At 66.7% G+C, this 23,180-nt stretch carries 15 protein-coding genes; 11 read left to right on the top strand and 4 right to left on the bottom strand.

All coding sequences use genetic code 11. The annotated features are described in order from the left end of the window. Positions 1 to 40: 40 nt before the first annotated feature. Entirely contained in the window at positions 41 to 1,321 is a 1,281-nt protein-coding gene (locus ATK74_RS12710; RefSeq protein WP_098461388.1) for an ABC transporter substrate-binding protein, read from the bottom strand. A 276-nt stretch (positions 1,322 to 1,597) separates the two neighbouring features. On the opposite strand from ATK74_RS12710, the gene ATK74_RS12715 reads away from it, so the two are divergent. The 5 genes from ATK74_RS12715 (at position 1,598) to ATK74_RS12735 (ending at position 8,166) form a co-directional block, all read left to right on the top strand. Continuing rightward, the gene (locus ATK74_RS12715) at positions 1,598 to 2,989 is read left to right on the top strand and encodes a glycosyltransferase (protein WP_169923850.1); all 1,392 of its coding nucleotides are present in this window, start codon (positions 1,598 to 1,600) and stop codon (positions 2,987 to 2,989) included. A gap of 111 nt (positions 2,990 to 3,100) precedes the next feature. After that, positions 3,101 to 4,177, top strand: a complete 1,077-nt coding sequence (locus ATK74_RS12720; protein WP_245840921.1) for an agmatine deiminase family protein — start codon at positions 3,101 to 3,103, stop codon at positions 4,175 to 4,177. Continuing rightward, a complete protein-coding gene (locus ATK74_RS12725) occupies positions 4,174 to 5,118 on the top strand; it encodes a nitrilase-related carbon-nitrogen hydrolase (protein WP_098461390.1) in 945 nt (314 codons plus the stop codon). Before ATK74_RS12720 ends, ATK74_RS12725 begins: the two co-directional genes overlap by 4 nt. A 133-nt stretch (positions 5,119 to 5,251) precedes the next feature. Then, a complete protein-coding gene (locus tag ATK74_RS12730) occupies positions 5,252 to 6,970 on the top strand; it encodes an outer membrane protein assembly factor BamB family protein (protein ID WP_143483674.1) in 1,719 nt (572 codons plus the stop codon). Between the two features lie 5 nt (positions 6,971 to 6,975). Next, on the top strand, positions 6,976 to 8,166 hold the full coding sequence (locus ATK74_RS12735) for a hypothetical protein (protein ID WP_098461392.1): 1,191 nt from the start codon (positions 6,976 to 6,978) through the stop codon (positions 8,164 to 8,166). Positions 8,167 to 8,239: 73 nt separating this feature from the next. Here the strand turns inward: ATK74_RS12735 and ATK74_RS12740 are convergent, their stop codons facing one another. The 3 genes from ATK74_RS12740 to ATK74_RS12750 are packed head-to-tail and all read right to left on the bottom strand — an operon-like array spanning position 8,240 to position 11,176. Beyond that, positions 8,240 to 10,420, bottom strand: coding sequence for a heavy metal translocating P-type ATPase (locus ATK74_RS12740; protein ID WP_098461393.1), 2,181 nt, complete (start codon positions 10,418 to 10,420; stop codon positions 8,240 to 8,242). A 4-nt stretch (positions 10,421 to 10,424) separates the two neighbouring features. Further along, entirely contained in the window at positions 10,425 to 10,808 is a 384-nt protein-coding gene (locus tag ATK74_RS15655; RefSeq protein ID WP_245840923.1) for a heavy-metal-associated domain-containing protein, read from the bottom strand. Positions 10,809 to 10,825: 17 nt separating this feature from the next. After that, the gene (locus ATK74_RS12750; protein WP_098462260.1) at positions 10,826 to 11,176 is read right to left on the bottom strand and encodes a metal-sensitive transcriptional regulator; all 351 of its coding nucleotides are present in this window, start codon (positions 11,174 to 11,176) and stop codon (positions 10,826 to 10,828) included. A gap of 488 nt (positions 11,177 to 11,664) precedes the next feature. On the opposite strand from ATK74_RS12750, the gene dnaB reads away from it, so the two are divergent. From dnaB to ATK74_RS12780, 6 genes are all read left to right on the top strand, one after another. Next, positions 11,665 to 13,005, top strand: coding sequence for a replicative DNA helicase (dnaB, locus tag ATK74_RS12755; RefSeq protein WP_169923899.1), 1,341 nt, complete (start codon positions 11,665 to 11,667; stop codon positions 13,003 to 13,005). Between the two features lie 8 nt (positions 13,006 to 13,013). Continuing rightward, a complete protein-coding gene (locus ATK74_RS12760; RefSeq protein ID WP_098461395.1) occupies positions 13,014 to 16,652 on the top strand; it encodes a KAP family P-loop NTPase fold protein in 3,639 nt (1,212 codons plus the stop codon). Between the two features lie 345 nt (positions 16,653 to 16,997). Then, complete coding sequence (locus ATK74_RS12765; RefSeq protein ID WP_169923851.1) at positions 16,998 to 19,310, top strand: tetratricopeptide repeat protein; 2,313 nt, start codon at positions 16,998 to 17,000, stop codon at positions 19,308 to 19,310. 92 nt (positions 19,311 to 19,402) lie between these two features. Continuing rightward, a complete protein-coding gene (locus tag ATK74_RS12770; protein WP_211283373.1) occupies positions 19,403 to 21,130 on the top strand; it encodes a glycoside hydrolase family 44 protein in 1,728 nt (575 codons plus the stop codon). Positions 21,131 to 21,170: 40 nt separating this feature from the next. After that, on the top strand, positions 21,171 to 21,557 hold the full coding sequence (locus ATK74_RS12775; RefSeq protein ID WP_098461397.1) for a RidA family protein: 387 nt from the start codon (positions 21,171 to 21,173) through the stop codon (positions 21,555 to 21,557). A gap of 220 nt (positions 21,558 to 21,777) precedes the next feature. Continuing rightward, positions 21,778 to 23,148, top strand: coding sequence for an NAD(P)/FAD-dependent oxidoreductase (locus ATK74_RS12780; RefSeq protein ID WP_098461398.1), 1,371 nt, complete (start codon positions 21,778 to 21,780; stop codon positions 23,146 to 23,148). Positions 23,149 to 23,180 lie beyond the last annotated feature (32 nt).

Raw genomic sequence — 23,180 nt, forward strand, 5'->3', positions numbered from 1 at the left:
GCGCTTCCTTGCTTCAGAGAGGAATCAGTGGCTACTGCGGTCAGCCCAGAAGTGCCTGGAGCTGCTTGGATGCCTCGGGCAGCACTTCCTCCGCGGTCCCCTGGCCGTTCATCACCTTCTGAATGGCCGGATTGACGACGTCGTCGAGGATCGTCTGGAAGTTCACGACACCGCGCATGTGGGACTCGGCACCGACCGCCTTGGTGAACATCTCCGGAACCGGGTTGGCCGACAGATCGGCCATCGGGATGTCACTGCGGGTGGGAGGGTAACCGGACTTCACGGCCCAGGTGGTCTGGGACTCCGTGCTGTTCCAGAACTTCAGGAACTCCAGGGAGGCCTGACGCTGAGCGTCGGAGATGCCCGAGGCAACCAGGATCGGGGTCCCGACGATCATCGTCGTCTGGGTGACCGAACCCTTGGGGAAGGCGACGACACCGAAGTCGACACCGCTCTTCTTGTAGTTGCCCGCGCCCCACGGTCCGTCGATGACCATGCCGGCCCGTCCGGCCGCGAACAGCGCCTGGGCGTCCGGCACCGAGATGCCGATCGGCGAGATGTGGCTGTTCCGGAACAGGTCGGTCCAGTAGTTCAGGACCTTGATGTTCTCCGGCGAGTCCAAGATCGACTTCTTGCGATCCTCGCTCACGTAGCCGCCGCCGTCATTGCGGAAGTACGCGGTCCAGGAGTGGATTCCGGAGAACATGCCCTGGGCGAGCCCGTAGATGTTGGTGGTGTTCTCACCCTCCTTGTAGACGGTGATCTTCTTGGCGGCCTCGGCCATCTCGGTGAGCGTGGTCGGCGGGTTCACCCCAGCCTTCGCGAAGAGCGTCTTGTTGTAATAGAGCATCAGCGGAGCCGCGCTCATCGGCGCACCGTAGAGCTTGCCGTCGTAGGTGGTCGCGTCGATCGTGGCCTTGGGCAGGACGGACTTGTCGAGCTTGCCCTCCCCGTAGAAGTCATCGATCGGCTGGACGACCTTCTTGGTGATGTACTGCGTGGTCATCTCGTGGCCGACGGCGATCAGGGTGGGGCCGTCGCCGGAGGCGTAGGCCGGGAGCAGCTTCTGGATCATGGTGTCCTTCGGCATGATCGTCATGTCGACGACGACCTTGGACTGGGACTCGTTGAACTTCTTCACCAAGGCCTCAACGGTGGGGCCATCGGATCCCTGGTACCAGTTCCAGAAGGTGATGTGGGTCGGGCCGGACGCCTGCGGCTGCTGCGCCGGACCGGCGCAGGCCGCCAGCGGGAGAACCAATCCCGCAGCCAACCCGATAGCCGCGACCCGCCACCGGCGAGTTCGGCGTTGTGCTGTCATTTCAGACCTCCATCAGTGGTCGATAGCTGGTGTGTACAACGTTGTACTCCAGAAGTACATCGTTGTACACGGCGAAGCTACACCCCCACCCCCCGGCTGACAACCCCCTACTTTCGCGAATCTCAGGCGTGCCCAGACTGTGACGTTTCCGCAAGCCAAGCCCGGTTACCTCGGGTTGACTGGGGGTCTCGCCGCCAACTGCTCCACCGAAAAGAGGACTGCCCCCTTTCCCGTGGGGCAGGCGTGGAGCCGGGGCGGGCCGCTACAGTCGGGAGCGTGCCACATCGCAAGGGATCAGCGCCGACCCCGGCCTCATCGGGGCCTGCCGCGGCGGGCCATCGCCCGCTGACCATCGCCGAGTTCACCGACAACTACGGGCCGGCTGATTCGGGCCTGCTGCACGCGGTGCAGTCACTGGAGGGCCAGGTGCTGGCCGCCGGCCACAAGCTGCTGCTGGTCGCCCCGGTCGGCGACGGGCCCAACCCCTACGCCGGCCGCGCCGGACGCCGCGAGATCCGACTGCCCAGCGTCCCGATCCCGGGCACCCAGATCCGGCTGTCGATGGGCCAGGACTTCGACTACCGACTGGCCCAGATGGTGGCCAACCCGCCGGACGTGATCCACGTCCACGGCCTGGGCCCGATCGGGTTGTTGGGCCTGTGGGTGGCCGAGCGCACCGGACGTCCGCTGGTACTGACCTGGCAGACCGACCTGGAGGCCTATGCCGAGCACTACTGGCATGTGCTGCCCTTCCTGAACGCGGCCTACAAGGTCTACGAGCTGCACATGGCCGAATCGACCTGGGAGCAGATCAAGAAGCTGAAGCTGAAGCGTCCCCGCCGCGGCGGCGCCCAGGTGGAGCTGCTCGAGCTGGCCGCCAAGATGCTCACCGACGCCGACCTGGTCACCACCCCGTCCGCCAAGACCGCCGAGCGGGTGCTCGAGGTGGCCCCGGCGGCCGCGGTGCGGGTGATCCCCAGCGGCGTCGATCCGCTGCCGGAGCTGCCGCCGATCAGCAAGGGACGGGGCCCGCGGCTGCTCTACGTCGGACGGATCTCGCAGGAGAAGGGGATCGACCTGCTGCTGGACGCGTTCGCGCTGGTCCGCGATCAGATCCCGCACGTCGAGCTGATGATCGTCGGGGACTGGAGGTCGGCGCCCACCGCGCTGCGCCGCCGGCTGGTCCGGGCCTCCCGGTTCGGCCGAGTCCGGCTGGTCGGCCAGGTGCCCAAGGCCAAGCTGGGTGCCTACTACGCCTCTGCGGACGCCTTCGTGTTCCCGTCGCTGACCGACACCCAGGGCATCTCCCTGCACGAGGCCGCCCACGCCGGGCTGCCCTTCGTGATGGTCGATCACGAGCTGGATCTGGTCACCGAGCCGGGCACCAACACCGTCCTGGCCAGGGCGAACCCGGTCTCGCTTGCCGGCGCCATGGTCAGCCTGCTGGACGCGCTGAAGGACCCCGGCTACGCCGCCCACGCCTCCGCCCGCTCCCGCGAGCTGGCCGCCAAGTGGACGCTGGCCGGGCAGTGCGCCGAGCTGGTCGGCATCTACGAGGACCTGGCCGCCGGACGGACGGTGCCCACCACCGAGCACCTGAGCCCTGACTACGGGCGACGCGTGTTCCCTGGACGGACGATCACGGCCCGCTTCGATCGGCCCGACTGAGCCGGTATTTCGGCCAGGTGAAAGCTCGGTGACGAACGTTCACCGCACCCGCCATTGCCGCTGAGCGCGGCCTATCGTGGCTGCACGATCGCTGCGACAGGAGGTGGACGGGTGCTCACCAACGCCGGTGCGGACGCGCCCGCGGACCATCCGGGCTGGCGGATGCCTGCCGAAACCGAGCCGCACGAACGCACCTGGATGGCCTGGCCGTCCGGTGGCTACACGCTGGGCGACAGCTGGGGCGAGGCCGAGACCGCCCGGCGCGCCTGGGCCGCGGTGGCCAACGCCATCGTCGAGTTCGAGCCGGTCTCGATGATCGTCCCGCCGACCGCCACCGCCGAGGCCACCCGACTGCTGAGCTCGTCGGTCGAGCTGTACTTCCGGCCGCTGGATGACGCCTGGTACCGCGACATCGGGCCGACCTTCGTCCTCGGCCCGGGCGGACGCCTGGGCGCGGTCGACTGGCTGTTCAACGGCTGGGGCGCGCAGAGCTGGGCCCGCTGGGAGCTGGACGCCGGGGCCGCCGATGTGGCCATCGCCGCGGCCGGCGCGACCGCGATCCGCTCGGCGCTGACCAACGAAGGCGGCGGGATCCACACCGACGGGCAGGGCACCTTCCTGGTCACCGAGACCGTCCAACTCGACCCGGGACGCAACCCGGGCTGGGTGAAGGCCGACGTGGAGGCCGAGCTGGCCCGGGCTGTCGGCGCCAAGAAAGTGATCTGGCTACCCCGCGGACTGACCCGGGACTCGCAGACCTACGGCACCCGCGGCCACGTCGACCTGCTGGCCACCTTCGCCGCCCCCGGACGCCTACTGGTGCACGACCAAACCGACCCCGAGCACCCCGATCACCTGGTCAGTGCCCAGTTGCGGGACGTCCTGGCCGGCCAGACCGATGCCGCCGGGCGCGCGCTCGAGCTTGTCGACTTGCCCGCCCCGGCCACGCTGCGCGATGCCGAGGGTTGGGTCGACTACAGCTACATCAATCACTACGTGCTCAACGGGGCGGTCCTGTTCGGCAGCTTCGCCGACCCGTCCGACGAGCCGGCCGCCGAGATCCTGGGCGCCGCCTATCCGGGCCGTGAGGTTCTCAGCGTCGACGCGCGTCCGCTGTTCGCCCGCGGCGGCGGCGTCCACTGCATCACCCAGCAACAACCCCGCTCCGCAGAAGGAGTCCGTCGATGAGAACCGTGGTGGCCACCCCCCTGGACTCGCCCGCCCGCGTCCGGCCGTCCACTCGTCCGCCGCTGAGAGTGGGCCTGGTCCAGACCCACTGGCATCCCGACCCGGCCACCCACCGGGCCGTGTTCGCCGACGGAATCTCCTCGGCCGCCGCCGAAGGAGCAGAGGTCGTCTTCCTGCCCGAACTGACGCTGCAGCGCTACCCGGCCGACACCCTGCCCACCGGACGAGCCGCCGACCTGGCCGAGGACCTGACCGACGGTCCGACCTACCGCTTCGCCGCCGAGCAGGCCGGACGCCACCAGGTGCTGGTGCACGCCTCGCTCTACGAGCGCGCCGACGGCCCGGACGGACGCGGCTACAACACCGCCATCCTGGTGGCGCCGGACGGCACCCTGCTGGCCCGTACCCGCAAGCTGCACATTCCGGTGACGACCGGCTATCACGAGGATCACTACTTCCGTCCCGGGCCGGCCGAGGATCCGTACCCGGTGACCACGCTGGCGCTGCCCTCGGCGGCGCGGATCGGGTTGCCGACCTGCTGGGACGAGTGGTTCCCCGAGGTGTCCCGGACCTACTCGCTGGCCGGGGCCGAGGTGCTGGCCTACCCCAGCGCAATCGGCTCCGAGCCCGATCACCCGGCCTTCGACACCGAGCCGCTGTGGCGCCAGGTGATCGCGGCCAATGCGGTCACCGCGGGCACCTTCATGGTGGTGCCGAACCGGTGGGGCACCGAGGGCAAGATCGCCTTCTACGGCTCGTCCTTCATCGCCGACCCCTACGGACGGGTGCTGGCCCAGGCGCCGCGCTCGGCCGACATGGTCCTGGTGGCCTCGCTGGATCTGGACCAGTGCCGGGATTGGCGCGAGCTGTTCCCGTTCACCCAGACCCGTCGCCCGGACACCTACACCAGTCTGTTGGCCCCGACCGAGGCGGCCGGCTGAGCTTTCAGCGCACCGAACGGGGTTGCCGGAGGAGGCTCCATCGTCCGGCGGCGTCGGCTTCTTCGGCCGGCCGGCGGCGTTGCCCGCGAAGGTAGGCTCGCGGTGTACTGCCGCAGTCCGAAGGAGATGCCGGGTGCGAATCGGATCGCGTCTGCTCGTAACCACCACAGCGATGGCCTGCCTGGTCGGCTTGGCCGCCTGCGCCGCCGACCCGGTGGCGATGGGTTCCCGACCACACGCGGGGACGCGCTACGCCGAGGCCACCGTGACCGACCCGGAGCCGGTGACGCCGAGCACTCTGCCCGGCTTCGTGGCCCCGACAAGGGAGTCGAACGGCTGGTACACCAAGCCGCTGCTCGGCAGCAAGGGCTCGGTCAGCTGGCAGGTCTTCGATGCGGCCAGCCAGCCACTGCCCTCGACCGACGGCCAACAGAAGGTGGTGTGGGGCTCGGGCGACACCTACACCGATGTGCCCGGCGTGCTGGTCTGGCGGGGCAACAACTCCCGCACCGCCCCCACCTATGGCACCGCCGACATCACCGAGAAGAAGCTGCAGATCGTGTGGACCCACGACATCGGCGCGGTCAGCGCCGACGGCAGCTACTTCCCCGGCGCAGGATGGACGGGCCAGCCGCTGCTGGTGAACTGGCCGAAGGCCACCAAGCAGGCCATGAGCCTCACCCCGTCCTATGTGAACGACCCGAACTTCGTTGAAGTCGTCTATCCGGTCTTCGACGGCCACATCTATCGCCTCGATCTGGCCACGGGTGCGGCCACCAAACCCGCGATCGACTCGGGCTGGGGCTTCAAGGGCACCGGGTCGATCGACCCGCGCGGCTATCCGCTGCTCTACACCGGCCAGGGCTTGAATGAGAAGGGCGATCAGAAGGGCCCGTGGGAGTACCGCATCTTCGATCTGATCAAGAACAAGCAGGTCTCCCAGATCAGCGGCACCGATGAGGTCTCGCTGCGGCAGGACCCGACCGGCTGGGGAGCGTTCGACTCCTCGGCGCTGGTCAACAAGGCCGCCGACACCCTGATCGAGCCCGGCGAGAACGGCGTGATCTACAAGGCCAAGCTGAACACGTCCTTCGACCCGAAGGCGAAGAAGGTCTCGGTGAACCCGCAGGTCGTGAAGATGGTCTACGACACCTCGCAGAGCAACCAGCGCGGCATCGAGAGCTCGGCCGTGGCTTGGCGCAACCTGATGTGGGCCACCGACAACGACGGCAACCTGGTCTGCTGGGACGCCAACACCATGGACATCGTGTGGACCCACTACCTGGTGGACAACACCGACTCCACGCCGGTGTTGGACGCCTCGTCCGGAACCCCCTTCCTCTACACCGGCAACTCCGTGGGCTGGCGCGGGTCGGAACGCAAGGACCAGGTGACCAACCTGCGCAAGGTGAACGGGCTGACCGGCGAGGTGGTCTGGCAGTACAACCTGCCGAGCTACTACTACTTCCCGGTCAAGGGCGGCCTGCTGTCGACCCCGCTGCTCGGCAAGGGCGAGGACTCCGACCTGGTGATCTTCAACGTGGCCAAGACGACCGCGCCGTCCGAAGGCACCCTGATCGCCCTGGATCGTGAGACCGGCCAGGTCGTGTGGTCGCGAAGCTTGGCGCACTATTCGTGGAGTTCGCCGGTGATGATCACCGGAACCGACGGCCACGAGTACGGCGTCTTCGGTGACTCCGCCGGCCTGCTGCACCTGTTCGACCCGGCCACAGGAAAGGACTACTCCACGGTGTCGCTGGGCAAGAACGTCGAAGCCTCGGTGGCGGCGTACAACAACATGCTGGTGGTCGCCTCGTACGACCAGAAGATCTTCGGGATCAAGGTGAGCTGAGGCACATGATGGCAACCGTCTTCGCCGCCCTCGTGGCGCTCATGATCAGCGGGGCAGCCGCCTTCCTGCTGCCCTCCATGGCTCAGCTGCCCGCCGTGCTGACCCGCTTCGGACGAGGCCTACCGGCCCTGCTCGGCGTCCTGGCCGGCTTCGTCGTGCTGATGGTCGCCGGCGGCGCACTCAACCTGATCTCCATCCTGCTGATCACCGCGCTGATCGTGGCCGTCCTGGACGCGGGGTTGGCCAGTCTGGGCGCGCATCGGTTGTGGCGGGTGCTGGGCCAGGCCGTCGTCTTCGCTGCGGCCATGGCCCTGGAGTGGAAGCGCGGGGACCTCTTCCTCACCAACGCCGCCTTCGCCGTGATCGCCGGCGTCGTCGTCATGGGCGTGGTCACCTTCGCCACCGAAGCCTCGACCACTTCGTCCGCCGCTCGGCTCCCGGCGCAGGTGGGCGTCCTCACCGCGGTCTACCTGGCGGTGATCGCCCTCGGCCTGCCGAACCCGGGCCTGCTGAGCCTGATTGCCCTGGTCGGCGCCGCGATCCTGCCGGGCGCGGTGCTCGCTCCGCGCGGTGGCGATACGGAGCTGCTGCTGGGTCCGCTCCTCGGCGGACTGGGCTGGGCGCTGGGCATGTACGCCTGGCTGGCGAACGCCTCACCCGCCATGGTGATCGCCCCGGTGATGATCATCGGCGTCGACGTCTGCTGGACGCTGGTCCGTCGGCTCACCACTGCTGAGGGACGAGCTTGGATGGCCGAGGCCGGCAACTGGTGGCGCATTCTCGACCGCTGGCCGCAGACCGGCGACGACCTGCTCACCCAGCGGGTGGCAGCGGCGTCCTCGCCGCGGTCGGCCCACGGCTGGCTGCTCGGCGGCACGGCGATCTGCCTGGCGCTCGGCCTTGTGGAATGGCAGCTGGAGATTCGCTGGCTGCTGGCTGCCGGAGTGCTGCTGCTGGTCGGGGTGGGCTGGGTGCTGGTACAGCAGACCATCATCGGCTTGCCGCGTGCCGATCTGTTCTCCTGGCTGGCGGGCGTGACCGTCCTGGCGGGGATGATCGCTTTGGGCGCCCGGATGATCGATGGACGTTCGACGGTGACCGCGCTGCCGATCGCCGTCGCTGCGGTGGTCTGGGTGGCCGCACTGGCCTGGATCGCCGTCTCCGGCAGGGCGAAGGGCGCGGTCCTCGAAGCCTGAACCGGCGCTGGTGACATCACCGGCTTCGCCGGCCAGGAGGTGCGCCCGCCTCGCGCGCCCCTCCCCGCGACGCTCAGCTGAGCGGACGGAAAGCTCGTAGCCGCAGGCTGTTCAGCACCACGAAGACGCTGGAGAAGGCCATGGCAGCCCCGGCGATCATCGGGTTCAGGAAGCCCAACGCCGCCAGCGGGATCGCGGCCACGTTGTAGGCGAACGCCCAGAACAGGTTGCCCCGGATCCGGCCCAAGGTGGCCCGAGACAGCCGGACGGCGTCGACGGCCACCAGCAGGTCCGAGCGCATCAAGGTCAGATCGGCGGCTTCGATGGCCGCGTCCGATCCGGACGACAGCGCGATCCCCAGGTCGGCCTGAGCCAGCGCAGCGGAGTCGTTGACCCCGTCCCCGACCATGGCCACTCTCGCGCCGGACGCCTGCAGCGCCGTGATCTGGGCCACCTTCTGCTCGGGCAGCACCTCGGCGATGACGTCGGTGATCCCGACCTCGGCGGCGATGGCCTCGGCCGCGACCCGGCGATCCCCGGTCAGCAGGACCGGCCGCAGCCCCAGCTTGGCGAAGGCGGCAACCGCCGCTGCCGAGGTGGGCTTGACCTGGTCAGCGACCCAGATCGTGCCGGCGTAGGTGCCGTCCCAGGCGATCGAGACCGCACTGGCGGGGCCCGGCTCGACGAGTTCGGGGACGTTCACCTGCCCGGCCAGCCAGGACGGCCGGCCGACCAGCAGCGTCCGGCCGGCCACCTGCGCGGTGATGCCCAGGCCCGGGGAGTCGGTGAGCGCCGTGACCGCCAGATCGCTGGCCGCATAGCCGGCGATGGCCTGCGCGATCGGGTGCTCGGAGCCGGATTCGGCGGCCCCGGCGTAGCGGAGCAGCTCGGCCTCCTCGACCCCGGGAGCCGGCTGGACGGCCAGCACGCTGAGCGCACCGGTGGTCACCGTCCCGGTCTTGTCCAGCACAATGGTGTCGATGCCGCGGGCTCGCTCCAACGCCTCGGCGCCCTTGATCACGATGCCCAGGTTCGCGCCGCGGCCGGTGCCGACCAGCAGTGCGGTCGGCGTGGCCAGACCCAGCGCACAGGGGCAGGCGATGATCAGCACGGCCACCGCAGCCCCGGCCGCGTCGGCCACCATGGCACCCGAGAGCAGCCAGGCCGCCAGGGTGACCGCGGAGATCCCGATCACGATCGGGACGAACACCGCCGAGATCTTGTCGGCAAGGTCCTGGATGGCGGCCTTGCCGGCTTGGGCTTCGGTGACCAGCCGGGCGATCTGGGCCAGCTGAGTGTCCCGGCCGACCCGGGTGGCCCGGACGACCAGGCGTCCGGTGGTGTTCAGGGTGGCGCCGATCACGGCGTCCCCCGGGCCGACGTCCACCGGCACCGACTCGCCGGTGACCAGGGAGTTGTCCACCGCGGAGACGCCAGAGACGATGTGGCCGTCAGTGGCGACCTTCTCGCCGGGGCGCACCACGAACTCGTCCCCGACGCCCAGCGCGCCGACCGGCACCCGGGTCTCGACGCCGTCGATCAGCACGATGGCCTCGGTGGCGCCCAGCTGCAGCAGCGAGCGGACGGCCTCGCCGGCGCTGGCCTTGGCCTTGGCCTCGATCCAGCGGCCCAACAGCAGGAAGGCCACGATGGCGGCGACCGCCTCGAAGTACAGCCCGGCCTCGCCGTGGGCGGTGCCCAGCCGCAGCTCGAAGGCGTGGGTGTAGCCGATCCGTCCGGCGCCCCCGAACAGCAGCGCATAGATCGACCAGCCCAGTGCGGCCGTGGTGCCCAAGCTGATCAGGGTGTCCATGGTGGTGGCCCCGTGCCGGGCGTTGACCAGCGTCGAGCGGTGGAACGGCCAGGCCGCCCACAGGTACAGCGGCAGGGTCAGCGCCAGACTGACCCACTGCCAGCCGGCGAACTGCCAGGCCGGGACCATGGCCAGCGCGATCACCGGCACAGCCAGGACGATGGCGCCGATCAGGCGTCCGCGCAGCTGGGCGGCGTGGTCGACCGGCGGCTCGTCCGGCTGCGGCAGGGTAGCGCCGTAGCCGGTCTGCTCGACCACCTGAATCAGGTGAGTCAGGTCGAGTTCGGGCGGGATCAGGACAGTGGCCTTCTCGGTGGCGTAGTTCACCCGCGCCTGCACCCCGTCCAGCTTGTTCAGCTTGCGCTCGATCCGGGCCGCGCAGGACGCGCAGGTCATCCCGGTGATGTCGAGCTCGACGGCCTCTCTGGTCGGGGCAGTCATCGGCTCAGGACACCGAGTAGTGCTCGCCGGCTTCGGCCACGGCTTCGACGATCCGGTCGAAGTCGACCGGGGCGGACGAGGTGATCTCGAGCTTTCCGGTCTCCAGGGCCAGTGCGACGTCGGTCACGCCGGGGATGGCCGAGACCTCCTGCTTGACGGCGTGCACGCAGTGGCCGCAGGTCATGCCGGAGACGGTGTAGGTGGCGTTCATCAGATCTTCCTTGCTGCTCGTGGTGGTGAGGTTCCGGGCGGGACGTTCGGCCTGAGACGGAGGCTGGCGGTCAGCGACGGAGGTCAATGGGGAGAGGGTCAGCTCACGCACGGGCCCTCGACGGGTGCTCTCGGCCGGGGACAGGCGGTCGGTGTTGAGCTGGAGAAGTTCACGCATGTCGGAGGTTCCTTCGGTCAGGAGCGAACGAGCCGGGCGATGGCGGCCGAGGCTTCGGTGATCTTGGCTTCGGCCTCGTCCCCCCCGGCCACGGTGGCGCGGGCCACGCAGTGGCGCAGGTGGTCTTCGAGCATGGCCAGGGCGAAGGACTCCAAAGCCCTGGTCACCGCCGACACCTGGGTCAGGATGTCGATGCAGTACTGGTCGGTCTCGACCATCCGCTGCAACCCGCGGGCCTGGCCCTCGATCCGCTTCAACCGGCGGACATACTCGGCCCGGCCGTCGACATAGCCGTGGCCCGAGGCGTGATGATCACCGTGATGATCCGCGGGGTGATCGACCTGATGATCGACGGACTCGTGTGACAACTGTGACTCCTGTTCCACTTCCACCTCCTGATCTGCTGGCCAGCATACCCCCCATGGGTATAGGAGGACACCCACAGGGGTGTGGATGTTGTGTGTATAACCGCTCAGCGCCAGCGCCTATACACCCATGGAAGGGAGGGGTGTCAAGTCCGGGGCCAAAGCCGAAAATTGGTGGAGAACTGTCTTCCGTCCACACCCCGTGAGCTTTATCGCACCTAGTCAGAAACGAATTAGCGATCGAGGGGCGGCTGCGTCCACAGGCTTGCCACCTACCTGTACACAGGCCTGTGCCTAGACACGCTGGGTTGTCCCCAGTTCATCCACAGGGGCTGTGGATAATGCCGTTGATGAAGTCGTCGGCCGAGGGCTAGTTTGGGCTGGTCGATCCCCGCGGCCAGACTGTCAGCACCGCCAAATAACCTGCTGATGTGCAGAGCCGCGACCACCCCGGACGCGCCCTTGGAGGAACTATGTCACTTGCTGAAGTGATGCCCTATGGCGCCGACGACGTGGCCGGATCCGACCGCACCCCGCCACAGGACGTCCTGGCCGAGCAGAGTGTGCTCGGGGCGATGCTGCTCAGCAAGGACGCCATCGGAGACGTTGCCGAGGTGGTCAAGGGGCGCGACTTCTACCGGCCGGCGCACGAGATCATCTATGAGGCCATCCTCAACCTGTATGGGCGAGGCGAGCCTGCTGATGCGATCACCGTCGCCGACGAGCTGACCAAACGTGGTGAGCTCGGTCGTGTCGGAGGCCACATCTACCTGCACGAGCTGTTGTCGCAGGTGTCGATCGCCTCCAATGCGTCCTACTACGCCGAGATCGTCAAAGAGAAGGCGATCCTGCGTCGGCTGGTAGAAGCGTCGTTGAAGATCTCCCAGCTGGGCTACTCCGGCCAGGGCGACGTGGCCGGCATCGTCGATGCCGCCCAGCAGGCGATCTACGAGGTCGCCGAAGGCAAGGCCAGCGAGGATTACCAGCCCCTGTCGGAGCTGATGGAGTCCACCCTGGACGAGATCGAGGCCCTGGACGCCCACGGCACCATGGCCGGGGTGCCCACCGGCTTCCTCGATCTGGACGAGCTGACCAACGGCCTGCATCCCGGGCAGATGGTGATCATCGCGGCCCGTCCTGGTGTCGGCAAGTCGACCTTGGGGCTGGATTTCGCTCGGGCGGCGTCCATCGGGCACGGGTTGTGCTCGGCCTTCTTCAGCCTGGAAATGACCAAGACCGAGATCGTGATGCGACTGATCTCGGCCGAGGCCCAGGTGGCGCTCAACGAGATCCGCAAGGGTCACATGAGCGACGAGAACTGGCGCCGGATCGCCCGCAAGACCGCCGAGATCTCCACGGCTCCGCTCTACATCGACGACTCGCCGAACCTGACGATGATGGAGATCCGCGCCAAGGCCCGCCGGCTCAAGCAGCGCAACGACCTGAAGCTGGTGATCGTCGACTACATGCAGCTGATGAGCTCCGGCAAGCGGGTCGAGTCCCGTCAGCTCGAGGTGTCGGAGTTCTCCCGGCAGATGAAGCTGCTGGCCAAGGAGCTCGAGGTGCCCGTGGTGGCGCTCTCCCAGCTGAACCGTGGCCCCGAGCAGCGCACCGACAAGAAGCCGATGCTGTCCGACCTGCGTGAGTCCGGCTCGCTGGAGCAGGACGCCGACATGGTGATCCTGTTGCACCGCGACGACATGTACAACAACTCCTCCGACCGCACCGGCGAGGCCGACCTGATCGTGGCCAAGCACCGTAACGGCCAGACCAAGACCGTCACCGTCGCCTTCCAGGGTCACTACAGCCGCTTCGTCGACATGCAGCACTAGGCGGCGCGATGCTCGAGTCTTTCCAGGCAGTGACGGACCAACCGGACCCGGTGGTTGCTGCCTGGACGCTGACTGGGGACGACCTCATCCCAGACCGAGCACTCGAGGATCCCTCCGAGGATGCGCTCGACCACAAGGCTGTTGCTGACACCCTCTTCGACCTGGTGTGCAGCGTCCGAACCCCCGCGAACATCGCTCTGTTCGGCCCTTGGGGCTCCGGCAAATCGAGCATCTACAGCATGCTTCAAGCGCAGATCGCAGCGCGATCGAAGTCTCACCCCTCGCGAGTCATTCTCATTCGGTACGACATCTCGAAGTTCGATGGGCAGAGCCTCCAGCGCAACTTTCTCTCGCACGTCGCCAACGAGCTCGGCTTCAAGTCTAGGAAGATCGAGAACATTGAGGGCACCGCCGAGGTATCGCGCCTCAGGATAGGCCGATACCTACGTGAGAACTGGCTGTCGATCGTGGCGGCCATCATCCTTGCGTTCGCAGTTGCGGCAGTATGGGCGCTCTTCGGGAGCTGGGCCAGCGCGCAACTCGGCATCGGCAACACCGGCGAGCCAGCATCTCTCCAGTCCGAACTGATTCAGGCAGTTCCGAGTGCATCGGTCGTATTCGGGGCAATCGTGGTCGCGCTACTACTGAGCACCCAAGGACTCGCCGCTACAGTCGAGCGTCACACACGGGCCCCACTCAAGGACGCCGACGAGTTCTACAGAGCCTTCGACCGCCTCATCAAGGACCTCACCAAGAGCCACTGGTTCCGGCGAGACGTCGAACGATTGGTGGTCTTCGTCGACGAGCTAGACCGCTGCTCCCCTGCAAGTGTTGCCAGGGCCCTATCCGATCTTGTGGCCTTCCTCGACCATAGGGCATGCGTGTTCGTGGTCGCAGCCGACAGAGAGGTGATTGAGGAGGCAATTGCGAAGGCGCCTCAGGCCCGGCCGTTCCGCTCGGGCGAGCCCTACTACGCAACTGCAGCGGAGTATCTCGACAAAGTCTTCCAGCACCAACTAGCCGTGCCCCCCACTCGGCCTGAGGCGCTTACTAGCTACGCAATGCGGATGGCCGATCAAGCGCATGGCATCTGGGACGAGCTTCGCAAGAATCGTCACACATACGAGGATGTCGTCTACTCGCTAGTGCCTGCCCACGTCCGAAGCCCCCGCCGCGTCAAGGTGCTCCTGAACAACTTCGCAACCAACATGCGGATAGCGGGCGCTAGGGCAATGGACATGCGCTCGAGGGCAGTCGAGATGGCAGTGCTCACTGTGCTGCAAACCGAGTTTGCGTCCGTGGCGAGAGATCTTGTACGAGAGCCTCTCCTCCTGCAGGCTCTTCTGGACCCGGATCTTGAGAAGTCGCCCCGCCTTAATGCGTTGGTTGAGGCGTACGAGGGGATCGACGACGAGGAAGCTCCGGCGAGTCCCTCACCAAGGGCCGACAGCCGACAGGTGGTGGCGGCCTCACCGCTGGCGGACCTGCCCGAAGCGCGGGAGACGGAAGATCGCGTAGCCACCAGACGACAGCTGAACGTTCAGCTCCACTCGTATCTCGGCAAGATCCATGCGGCCGGTATCCCACTCCCGACTCTGGACCTTGTATATCTGCAACCCGCCGGGCACGCATCCGGGCTTGCAGATGCATCCCTTGCTCAGGTTCTTGATCTCGCTGCTGACACGGCACCGTCCGAGCTTGCTCGCGCCTTCTCAGATGCGGAGACCTGCGACAAGATCGGGGCCATCGGGTACCTGGTGGCGCAGGTCCCAAGTTCCTGGGGGGAAGCCCGCGCAAACTTGATTGAGTCAATCTGCCGGGTCGCGATGAGCCTCTCTGTTGATGAAGCCCGCAAGGTCGCCCGTGTCGCGGCCGCCACGGTCCTAAGCGAGGCCGCACAGGGTCGATGGAGGAGTAGCGCCACGCGGGGCGCGATCCTTCTCGGGCTCCTCGATGAGGAGATCCACGACCCCCTCAAAGGCCTCGAGGCCATCGGCTTCACTGAGGGCCTTGCCGCAGATGGGACACTCGCCGCGCTGATGCCGGCTCTGCCATCGGTCGGGCTGAGGGCCGCGTACTTGTATCCATCCATAGTCGAGGCGTACTCCCTGCATCCTGAGTACCTCCTTGAGGCACTCAAGACCTTGCCAGCTGATCAGGTCGCGGCGCTTTGGGAGCTAGCCGGGCCGAGCATCCTCGCCATCATCAGCAAGGCGCCGGAAGCGGCCACGGCGCGCCGCCCAGTCGATAGCTCTGAGGGCGCAGCAGATCAGTACCGGGCGCTTCTGGGGGCTTTGATCGAGAGGAAAGACGTCGCGGTCGAGGACGTGTCCTTCGCCGTCGCATCGCTCGCACTTGATGCTGACGCGCCACTGCTGCGCGCGATTTTGGTCGAGCATCGCGATGCCCTGAGCGACCAAGTCCTCTCCCCGGCCAAGTACGACCAGCTTGCGCTCGGGGCTACATCATCGGTGAGCGACGATGCCGAGGCCATGGGCTGGGCGAAGACCCTGAACCTAACCCCAAAGCTCGACCATGTTCTAGCCAAGAGGGCCTTCAGTCGTCTTCTGGAGATCAGCACAGTTGCCCCGCTCGAGAAGCCCAGCAGCGAAGCTGCGGCGCATCTCAAGCGCCTAATGGGAGCAATGAGCGATGTCCGCACGGAGGATGCGCTACAGGCCGTCCTAGAGGCACTGAGCACTCACCCACCAGTCGGAACACCCTCAAGCCGCGCCCTAAGGCGAAGCCTCATCAGCCTCATCGACAGTGCCCTGGAGCTGAGGCCCGCGCTTGGCCAGAGAAGCGCATATTGCGTCCAGTCCCTCATAGGCTGCGTAGAGGACGGCAGCATTCCCGATGAAGGCGCAGAGCAGGCCTGCGCCGAGATCCGAGACCTCACGCCGGTCCACGCTCGTCATCTCGAAACCAAGCTGAGGGCCGCGACTGGGTCTGCCCTCAGCCCCGTGCTGCTCGTTCGCTTGCGCACGGCGGCACGCAAACGAGCCGGTTTGACGCCTCTACCGGGACGACTAGTAGCCAGCCTCGCCCAAGAACTGGGAGGGCCACAACTCGTCGCGGAATGGGCCCTATGCGGCCCATCTCATCAGGAGATGTTGACCGTCCACGCAACCCACAGGCTCAGTTCGCCAGTGGTTGGTTCGTGGTCGCCACTCAAGTCGGTCGCGGAACGTAGCAAGATGTGGATCCAGATGGAAGCGTCGGGGGAACCCGCGGCCATGCTGTCTGCTGCTGGACTCCCCGGAGTTGACGCGAGCGTCGTGGATCACATGAAGAGCCAGATTCTTGGGGTTTCGCTTACGGCTCAGACGACGTCCACAGATCGCCTCCTCACTGCAAACCTTGCCAACGACAAGACGGCTAGGAGCGCGGCAGGCAGGCTCGCTCTGGCGCTGCTCAAGGACGGACTGGTCGGCTCGGGCGCCAACGCTGCGAAGACCGCGATCCGCGCCAACGGCGGGAGTCCGGAGACTCGGCACGAGCTGCGAGAGGCCTTTGACAAGTACACAAAAACCGTGGCCAAGAACCCGATTCCTCAGTACCAGCTTCGCGAACTGTCCAAGCTAGGTTTGCTCATCGAAAGCCCGTCGAGCCCACTCGCGAAGATATTCGGCTGGCGACACGACTGAAATCCACTTATGGGCGTGACCTCTGGCCGCCATCCGGTCGAGGCGCGGCGCTCGCGCTAGCCGAAAGCGTCAAGTCGTCGGCGATGCCTGGTTGGAGTTTCAACGGCGACCGGGAACGACAAGACCAGGACCGTCACCGTCACTTACAAGCGCCTTCGAGGCCGCCCTCGCGATACGCAAAACGGAGTCGCCGATCCTCGCCCCGGGTTGTTCGAACCGATCAGATCAGGGGTGGCTCACGTTAGCGGCTAGGTGATGTTCGCCGAGAATCCCCTAAGGAACCGTGCCACGGCCCTTTCGATGCAAGGATTCTGCCCAGGCACATCAGCAACCCTGGAGTTCGACATGCGGAAGATCACCCTCGCACGATTCCTGAACACACTCAAGTCCCACCTGGACTCCGAGGAGGACTTCCGCTTGGTGTGGTTCTTTGGTGCGGGGTGTTCGATTTCTTCGGGCATTCCTGGCGCTCAAGATCTCGTACGGGAGTGGCTGCCGCGACTCAAGAGACTCGAGACCGGAACGAGTGATGACGTCGACGCTTGGGCGGCCAAGTACTTCGAGGGATACCATCCCGAGCGGCTTGAGCAGGTCTACGGCGAGGTGATCAATGCCCTCTTCCCTCTGCCACGCGACCGCCAGAGTGAGATCGAGCGCATTACATCGGACTGCGACCCCGCCGTCGGCTATGCGGTCTTCGCCGTGCTTGCGGCAGACGCCTCGCACGGCCCGAAGACGAACGTGGTCGTCACGACCAACTTCGATGACCTCGTCGCGGATTCGTTGTATCTCCTCACACGCCAGAAGCCGCTGGTCATCGCCCACGAGAACCTGGCCCAGTTCGCCCGCGCTAGTCGCCGCCGGCCGCTGGTGGTGAAGGTCCACGGGGATGCCCGACTCGCGCCGCGAAACACCGCCGAAGAGACCAGCCAGCTGGATCCGCGCCTAGCGTCTGCCGTCCGCGGCATTCTGGATGGAGGCGGGCTAGTGTTCTGCGGCTATGCCGGAAACGACGAGAGTATCGCCGAGTTCCTGCAGGGATTCCCGGCAGACGCCTTTCCGTTTGGCGTGTACTGGGTAGGCGAGACCGTCCCCAACAACGCGGTCGGGCAGTGGATAGCCAACCGCGCCGATTCGTTTCACATTGAGCACCAAGACTTCGACGCCCTGTTCATCCAACTGGCGTCCACATTGGACTTGAAGCTGCCGGACTCCAGTCGATTCACCGAGCTGTTTGATTCTTGGGAGGAGAGGCTGAAGGGCGTTCTTGCTGATGCGGGTCAATCTAACTTGAGGCCAGCGGCTGACCGCCTTCTCGCAACCCTGGAGGGGTTGAATGCCGAACGGGAGGCCCGCCGCCTTGCCAAGGCTGGTGATATCTCAGGAGCCACCGCCGCCTACGAGCGGGCCGCTGCGACGAGCAACAACGACCCTAGGGTCCTCCGCAACTACGCGCACTTCCTCACCAACAGCTGCAGCGACTACGACGGGGCCCAAGAACTCTACGAACTCGCCCTCACCAACGACCCAAACAACGCCAACAACCTCACAAGCTACGCAAACTTCATGAGAAGCATCCGCAAGGACCACGACAAAGCCCAAGAACTCTACGAACTCGCCCTCACCAACGACCCAAACAACGCCAACAACCTCACAAGCTACGCAAACTTCATGAGAAGCATCCGCAAGGACCACGACAAAGCCCAAGAACTCTACGAACTCGCCCTCACCAACGACCCAAACAACGCCTACGCTCTCGGCAGCTACGCGAGCTTCCTCACCAGCATCCGCAAGGACCACGACAAAGCCCAGGAACTCTACGAACGCGCCCTCACCAACGACCCAAACAAGCCCTACGCTCTCGGCAGCTACGCGAACTTCCTCACCAACATCCGCAAGGACCACGACAAAGCCCAAGAACTCTACGAACGCGCCCTCACCAACGACCCAAACAAGCCCTACGCTCTCGGCAGCTACGCGAACTTCCTCACCAACATCCGCAACGACCACGACAAAGCCCAAGAACTCTACGAACGCGCCCTCACCAACGACCCAAACAACACCAACAACCTCACGAGCTACGCGAACTTCCTCACCAACACCCGCAACGACCACGACAAAGCCCAAGAACTCTACGAACGCGCCCTCACCAACGACCCAAACGACCCCTACGCTCTCGGCAGCTACGCGAACTTCCTCACCAACACCCGCAACGACCACGACAAAGCCCAAGAACTCTACGAACGCGCCCTCACCAACGACCCAAACAACACCATCCTGCTCGGCAACTTCGCACAACTGGCCTTCGCAGTGGCGGACGATGCCAAGGGAGTGAGGCTGGCCAAGGTGGCTTTGTCCGACGAGGGCTGCCCCGCCACGTTGCGGGTGGAGATCCTTTGCGCGCTTGCTGCCCACACAGGAGGCTCCTCACCCAAGCCGGGCCTCGAACTCCGCTCAGCACTCGAAGCCGGCGCACGGTCCCCGGGCTGGAGTTTCGGCGGAAGCCTGGATCGCCTTCGGAAGGAGAGGGACCCTCGCCTGCCCTTCTTCGAACAGCTCGCATCGGTGATCTGCGATGGTGAGGACCTGGCGAGCCTGGAGCCGTTTACAGAATGGGGCGACTGGCACCCGAGGAAGCGTCCACGGAAGACGCAGTGAGGCCGTCCCGGCCAGACATGCATCGGAGGGCCACTACAGCCGCTTCGTCGACATGCAGCACTGACGGCGGTCCGCAGGCGCACAATGAAGTTGTGCGCACCCCCCGCCTGCTGATCATCGCTGCCGCCGCACTGGCCCTGCTGGCCACACCGGCCCCCGCTAGCGCCGCGCCCGTCCAAGAGCCGCGCCTGGCTCCGTCCGCCTCGACTTCGCTGCCGTCCGCGACTCTCCGTCCGGCCCGGGTGGTGGTCGCGAAGAAGGCGAAGGTCTCCCGGGTTAACCTCAAGATCGACGCGAGAGCCGGACGCCACCCGATCAGTCCGCTCATCTACGGGGTGAACTTCGCCGGTCAGACCAGTGGGCTCAGCTCGGCCTTCCACGTTCCGGTCGATCGGTGGGGCGGCAACTCGACGTCCCGGTACAACTACCGCAATCACACCTACAACACCGGCCAGGACTGGTACTACGAGAACATCGTGGCCGACCCGTCCGACACCCTGACCAGCTTCATCGACAAGGATCGGACGGCCGGGACGGCCAGCCTAGTCACCGTGCCGATGATCGGCTGGGTGGCCAAGGACTCCCCGTCCGCGCACCCGTTCGCCTGCTCCTTCCCGCGGACGAGCTTCGCCACCCAGAACGACTTCGACCCGTGGGACGCCAACTGCGGCAACGGCGTCCGCGGCAGCACCCAGCTCAGCGCCGACCCGTCCCGCACTTCGATCAGCGTCGGGGCCGACTTCGACCACGACATGGTCGCCTCCCTGGTCAGCCGGTACGGCACCGCGGCCCAGGGCGGGGTGAAGTTCTATGCGCTGGACAACGAGCCGGTGCTGTGGAACAGCACCCACCGCGACGTCCACCCCGATCCGCTGACCAGCGACGAGCTGTGGAACAAGTCACAGGCCGCCGCCCAGGCCGTGAAGTCGGCGGACGGCACCGCCGCCGTCCTCGGTCCGAGCGACTGGGGCTGGTGCGCCTACTACTTCTCCGCGGCCGACGAGTGCGGCCAATCCACCGCCGACCGGAATGCCCACGGCGGGCTGCCGCTGGGCGCCTGGTACCTACAGCAGTTCGCCGCGGCCGAGCGCGACGGTGGCGTCCGGCTGCTCGACTACTTCGACGAACACTTCTATCCGCAGGGCAACAACGTGGCCCTCGGCAAGGCCGGGAGCTCGGCGACGAAGGCGCTGCGGCTGCGCTCGACCCGGGCGCTGTGGGATCCCAGCTATGTCGACGAGTCCTGGATCAGCGATGCGGACGGCCGCAAGCCGCTGCAGTGGATCCGCACCATGAAGGCCTGGGTCAGCCAGTACTACCCGGGCACCAAGACCGCCATCACCGAGTACAACTGGGGCGGCCTGGAGTCGATCAACGGGGCCCTGGCCCAGGCCGATGTGCTGGGCATCTTCGGGCGCGAAGGCCTCGACCTGGCCACCTTGTGGGGACCGACCAAGGCCAGTGACCCCTGGGCCTACGCCTTCCGGATGTACCTGAACTACGACGGGCGGCACCACCGCTTCGGGGACACCTCCGTCCGGGCCAGCAGCGCCAACCAGGGACGGCTGGCGGTCTATGCCGCGGTCCGCAGCAGTGATGGGGCGCTGACCGTGATGGTGATCAACAAGACCGGCTCGACGATCCTGTCCACCCTGTCGCTGGCCGGCTTCGTCGGGGCGTCCAAGGCCGCCGTGTACCGTTACTCCTCAGCCCATCCGAAGGCCATCGTGAAGAAGGTCTCGGTGAAACGCCACGGTTCGACGATCTCTACCAGCTTCGCCGGCTCCTCAATCACCTTGTTGGTGCTGCCGAAGCGGTGACCCGACGCTGGTCGGGTTCGTTGCCCCGAACAGGAGGATCATGCCCGACGTCATTACCCGCCCGGACGGAATGCCCCCGACCAATGGCTACAGCCATGTGGCCATCGCCCACGGTGACACCGTGTTCATCTCCGGCCAGGTGCCGGTAGATGCCGACGGCGAGGTGGTCTCGGCGGACCCGTCCGCGCAGGTCGAGCAGGTGTTCACCAACCTGCGGACGGCGCTGGCCGCGGCCGGCCTGGACTTCAGCCACGTGGTCAAGCTCACCTACTACCTGGTGGATCTGGCCGACCTGGCCGTGGTCCGCGAGGTGCGGGATCGCTTCATCGACGCCGAGCGGCCGCCGGCCAGCTCGCTGATTCAGGTGGCCGGCCTGGTCAGCCCGGCCTTCCGGGTGGAGATCGACGCGGTGGCGTCCCGCGGCTGACGGCGTCTACTGAGCCCTCCGCTGGCTCAGATCGGGACCAAGTTTGGGTTCGAGCCCAGCACTCTCGAATGCTGCTCACTGCTGCTGTTCGAGCCCGCGTGCCCGTCTAGCAGGCGGCGATGACGAGCGTGGGTCGGATTCAGCATCTGAGGAGGCCTGCGGGGCCGGGTTTTCGAACCTAGCGTTGGCGGTAGTCGTCCCGCGCGAACAAGGATCACCGATGACCACGAATGGGCAGATCTCCTTCTGGTGGCAGCAACTCGGACTGCCGGACCTCCGTCCGGCGCTGCCCGGCTCGCTCGAGGCGGACGTGGCCATCGTCGGCGGCGGCTTCACCGGCCTGTGGACCGCCTACTACCTGAAGAAAGCCCAGCCGGACGCCCGGGTGGTGGTGCTCGAGCAGCGCTTCGCTGGCTTCGGGGCCTCGGGTCGCAATGGCGGCTGGTGCGTGAACTCGATCACCGGCACCCGTGAGCAGTACCTGGACAGCCACGGCCGCGACGCCGTGATCGGCTTCCAGCGGGCCATGAACGACACCGTCGACGAGGTGATCGCGGTGGCCGCGGCCGAGGGGATCGACGCCGACATCATCAAGGGCGGCGAGTTCAACGTGGCTCGCACACCATCGCAGGTCGGTCGAATGAAGGCCTTCTACGAGGCCGAGGCCGCCTGGCCGGTCACCGACATCGAGCTGCTCGACGCGACAGAAGCCAAGGACCGAATCAACATCGACGGCGCCCTGGGCGCGACCTGGCAGCCGCACTGCGCCAAGGTGAACCCGGCCAGGCTGGCCCGCGGTCTGGCCCTGGCCTGCGAACGCGCCGGTGTGGTGATCTACGAGAACACCCTAGTCAACGAGATTTCGTCGGGCGTGGTCCGCACCGACCACGGGGACGTCCGGGCGCCGGCCATCGTCCGGGCCACCGAGGGCTTCACCGCCAACCTGCGCGGCGAGCACCGCACCTGGCTGCCGATGAACTCCTCGATGATCGTCACCGAGCCGCTGCCGGAGTCGGTGTGGACGCAGCTCGGCTGGACGTCCGGGCAGGTGCTGGGCGACTACGCCAACGTCTACATGTACGCCCAACGCACCGCGGACGGCCGGATCGCCTTCGGCGGCCGGGGCGTCCCCTACCGTTACGGCTCGCGGGTGGACACCGACGGCGTCACCCAGGAGCGCACCATCGAGGCCCTGACCGGGCTGCTGCGCAGCTTCTTCCCGGCGGCGTCCGGGGTCGGCATCGACCACGCCTGGGCCGGGGTGTTGGGCGTCCCCCGGGATTGGGCGGCCACCATCGGCTTCGACCACGGCACCGGGATGGGCTGGGCCGGCGGCTACGTGGGCACCGGAGTGGCCACCACCAACCTGGCCGGACGCACCCTGACCGATCTGATCCTGCGCCGCGACACCGAGCTGGTCCGGCTGCCCTGGGTAGGCCGGAAGGTGCGCAAGTGGGAGCCCGAGCCGCTGCGCTGGCTGGGCGTCCAGGCCATGTACGCCGCCTACCGGATGGCCGACCGCCAGGAGCTGGACGGACGTGCGACCACCTCCCCGATCGCCAAGTTCGCCGACCTGATCTCCGGCCACTGAGCCGTTCCGCAGCTTCCCGCGGAACGCTCTGC

It is taken from the genome of Propionicimonas paludicola, assembly GCF_002563675.1.
GTDB lineage: Bacteria > Actinomycetota > Actinomycetes > Propionibacteriales > Propionibacteriaceae > Propionicimonas > Propionicimonas paludicola.

Excerpts from the sequence above, each read along its gene's own strand:
- ATK74_RS12710 (WP_098461388.1), bottom strand. The coding sequence starts at position 1,321 with ATGACAGCACAACGCCGAACTCGCCGGTGGCGGGTCGCGGCTATCGGG.
- ATK74_RS12725 (WP_098461390.1), top strand. The coding sequence starts at position 4,174 with ATGAGAACCGTGGTGGCCACCCCCCTGGACTCGCCCGCCCGCGTCCGG.
- ATK74_RS12735 (WP_098461392.1), top strand. The coding sequence starts at position 6,976 with ATGATGGCAACCGTCTTCGCCGCCCTCGTGGCGCTCATGATCAGCGGG.
- ATK74_RS12740 (WP_098461393.1), bottom strand. The coding sequence starts at position 10,420 with ATGACTGCCCCGACCAGAGAGGCCGTCGAGCTCGACATCACCGGGATG.
- ATK74_RS15655 (WP_245840923.1), bottom strand. The coding sequence starts at position 10,808 with ATGCGTGAACTTCTCCAGCTCAACACCGACCGCCTGTCCCCGGCCGAG.
- dnaB (WP_169923899.1), top strand. The coding sequence starts at position 11,665 with ATGCCCTATGGCGCCGACGACGTGGCCGGATCCGACCGCACCCCGCCA.
- ATK74_RS12760 (WP_098461395.1), top strand. The coding sequence starts at position 13,014 with ATGCTCGAGTCTTTCCAGGCAGTGACGGACCAACCGGACCCGGTGGTT.
- ATK74_RS12765 (WP_169923851.1), top strand. The coding sequence starts at position 16,998 with ATGCGGAAGATCACCCTCGCACGATTCCTGAACACACTCAAGTCCCAC.
- ATK74_RS12775 (WP_098461397.1), top strand. The coding sequence starts at position 21,171 with ATGCCCGACGTCATTACCCGCCCGGACGGAATGCCCCCGACCAATGGC.
- ATK74_RS12780 (WP_098461398.1), top strand. The coding sequence starts at position 21,778 with ATGACCACGAATGGGCAGATCTCCTTCTGGTGGCAGCAACTCGGACTG.